Here is a 3205-nt window from a genome sequence, read left to right on the forward strand (position 1 = left end):
CTTTAAAATGGTTCATTTTTTTCTCACCAATGAGATGGTCTTTTAAGTGTTGCTGGTATTCTAGTGTGATAATCTCCTTTGGCTGAGTTAATTTGAGCTTGAGTAAGAAAAATACTTCCTGTAAGGTCAGCACCACTCAAATTTGCATCACGTAAGTCTGCTCCGATTAGATCAGAACCTCTTAAATCCGCTCCCTTTAAATCAGCGGCAATTAGATAGGCCCCTCTTAAGTTAGCTCCGATAAAATTCGCATCCTTTAATTTCGCACCAATAAAATCTAAAGCTCTACCGGTAGCTTTTTGACGCTTCTTATTGTTGTTAAATTTTTTCAAAGCCACAGTCCTTGCTTTCTCACTAGCACGTAATAGTAAAGAGCTAACTTCTGCACGGTGGGCTGTGATATCTAAGTTTTGTATTCGTTTAGGCTCCATATGTGTTAATTTTTCAGTTTCTTCTAAAACTGTTTTTATTTCATCATGAATCTCACTTGCAGCATTAATGGTCAAACTTTCATTTAAATACCAAAGCATTTCATGTAGTTGCTTCATAATTGGAAATACTTCATACATCTCATTAGCCAATTCTGGATTTTGTCGCCAGTCTTTTCCATTAAAGGTTACTTGAGATACTTTTTGTCCTGCTCCAAAGCAATCAAAAACAGTACAACCTTTGAAACCTAACTCTCTTAAATTCTTGTGAACTCCGCAACGAAAGTCTGATTGTAAATTATGACAAGGTTTGCCTGCAATTTTATCTTTCGCAAAATCAGCCGATGCAGCAAAAGGCAATGCGACACAGCATAGACCAAAGCAACTCTCACAGTCCGATTTTAGATTTTTATAACGCTCGTTTACTAATCCTATATTTTCAATTTTACTAGCCACTCCCTGCGCCCCCTTCCTACCATATATAATTGGATAATATTTTTTATCGTAACATCGTAATTTTTTTTGGTCAAACATAGGACTTACAGCTTATAAAGGGCAACTTTCAACATTCATTAAGCGGTGTTCACTTTTCATTCTTTTAGCAATAAAAAACAGATAATTATATAAAATTATCTGTTTTAATGTACTTTATTTAATTGTTACATCTTTTAAAAATGGTACAAAGTTAATCCAAGTTTGCCCTGGTGAAAGTTTTATTTCAGTTCCATCTAATGTAAACGGAATGATTCGACCATCTACATTCTTCCATTGTATATTCATATATTTTCCATCAACAATATAATAACCTTTTCCTCCATGTTCGAGATCAATTGAACGGCGACCATAACTATCAATAATTTTATGAGTCGCTTCTACGACTAAAATATTTTTAATTTGAAGCTCTTTCCCGTTCAAAGCATCCTTTGCTACAATTCCATTTTGAACTCGCAGAAATTCTTTAGTTGAATTCGAATACTTGTAAGTCACATTATTTCTTGCATCATGAGAGTATTTTATAAATACCTCACCAGCATTTTTCCAAGAACTATCAAATACTAAGTCTTTCTGCGTAAAATCTAATGGAGTAACTTGTTCTGAATAAGAGTAATGTCTTTGAGCAACTCCTTTTTCAATACCCTCTTTCAAAATATAAGAATTGTGAGGTGCTTTTCTCGTTTTATCTCTTTTAAATAGCGTTCCGTCGTAGATCAGTCCGTTTAATGAATCAATCATTCCTGAATCCATCATTTGTTTCGCTTTCGGACTATTTCCGTGGCATATAAATAATGCATGATAACCATTTGCCAAATTGATGTAATAATCTCTCGCACTTCTTACAGGACCTATTTTCTCAGGTATATTACTTTGAAAAATGGCTAGAAATCTTGTAATATCTCCCTCTGCTAAAATTTCATAAATAACATCAGCATTACTTAATCCACTTTGAGGTCTAGCTAAATAATAATTATTAACCATAACTGCAACAGGTCTTTGTTCACTAGTCTGACTTATTGGTAATCCACTTAAAGGAGCATAAATTGTATCAATTTCTCCTTTATCAATTACATGTTCATTCGAAGGATTTTTATCATCATTTTTAATTGTTTTTACAGACTTTTCGCCATGCTTACAACCTACTAAAAGCATACTTATCACAATTATTGATAAAAATTTCTTATGCATTGGCTCCCCCACAATCTGTTATTTTCTTAAATTGTATTAAATAACTTTTAAAATAGAAAGAATTTGTTGGAATTTTTCAAAAATAAAACATTTAACTAATGACTGAAATTATTCCTTTAAATAATCAGCTTAAATATGTTCTTATTTTATTTAATCTTAAATATTGTATAAAGATAAGAATGATTAGAGGAGTTGAAGCTATATGATTGTAGTTCATTATATCGAGAAAAACGTTGAACTATTAAACCAACTACTCAAAAAGGTCCCCTCTGAAGGAGATACTATTTCCATTAAAGGTCGAAAAGGTAAAGTATTAAGTGTTAATCAAATAAATGATAAGCATGTGCACGTAATTGTAGAACTAGAAGTTATTAAGAAAGTACAGGTTTTAGCAAAAGATGATAAAAAAAGAAGAAGATAAATTTCTAAAACTTAATGGGAGATTATTCCCATTTTTTTTTTGAATTTTTGCCAGTTTTACAGTTTCACATTTCATTTTTCCACTTAAAACGATGAACTATACTGTCTAAATGGAATGTATTCTTTTTTCAAATTGTACTAATCGTGATAAACTTAGAAAAGTTTTAGTAAATCAACAACGTAATAAGGAGTTTTAATATGGAAATTAAGAATATCCACCATATCGCTATTATTTGTTCTAATTATGAATCGTCTAAGCATTTTTACATAAATTTATTAGGCTGTAAGGTAATTAAGGAAACCTATCGAGAGGAGCGAGACTCTTATAAATTGGACCTAAGTATTGGAGAAAATGGACAAATTGAGCTATTTTCATTTCCTAATCCACCAAAGCGACTTACAAATCCAGAAGCGGTTGGGTTACGCCATTTAGCCTTTACTGTAACTAATATAGAAGAAAGTATTCAATTCTTAAAACAAAATGCTGTCTTTGTAGAACCAATTCGTATTGACGAGTTAACAAATAAAAGATTTACATTTTTCCATGATCCCGATGGCTTACCATTAGAATTGTATGAAGAGTAGATTTTGAAAAACAAAACCCAATCTTTATAAAAGGTTGGGTTTTCAGGCTGTTGAAAAACAAAATTAATGATCAAATTTTCGTAAAAGGA

At 31.6% G+C, this 3205-nt stretch carries 4 protein-coding genes; 2 read left to right on the forward strand and 2 right to left on the reverse strand.

The features are described 5' to 3' along the window. Positions 1-23: 23 nt before the first annotated feature. Together COE53_RS22400 and COE53_RS22405 are read right to left on the reverse strand one after the other, a co-directional pair. Complete coding sequence (locus COE53_RS22400; RefSeq protein ID WP_286162616.1) at positions 24-884, reverse strand: pentapeptide repeat-containing protein; 861 nt, start codon at positions 882-884, stop codon at positions 24-26. Between the two features lie 192 nt (positions 885-1076). Further along, entirely contained in the window at positions 1077-2111 is a 1035-nt protein-coding gene (locus COE53_RS22405) for a DUF3048 domain-containing protein (protein ID WP_098948742.1), read from the reverse strand. A gap of 202 nt (positions 2112-2313) precedes the next feature. Here COE53_RS22405 and COE53_RS22410 point away from each other — a divergent pair, with 202 nt between their 5' ends. After that, positions 2314-2532, forward strand: coding sequence for a hypothetical protein (locus COE53_RS22410; protein ID WP_098948743.1), 219 nt, complete (start codon positions 2314-2316; stop codon positions 2530-2532). Between the two features lie 197 nt (positions 2533-2729). Further along, positions 2730-3116, forward strand: a complete 387-nt coding sequence (gene gloA2 / locus COE53_RS22415; RefSeq protein WP_069035272.1) for an SMU1112c/YaeR family gloxylase I-like metalloprotein — start codon at positions 2730-2732, stop codon at positions 3114-3116. Positions 3117-3205 lie beyond the last annotated feature (89 nt).

The organism is Bacillus sp. AFS029533, from assembly GCF_002585125.1.
GTDB lineage: Bacteria > Bacillota > Bacilli > Bacillales > Bacillaceae_G > Gottfriedia > Gottfriedia luciferensis_B.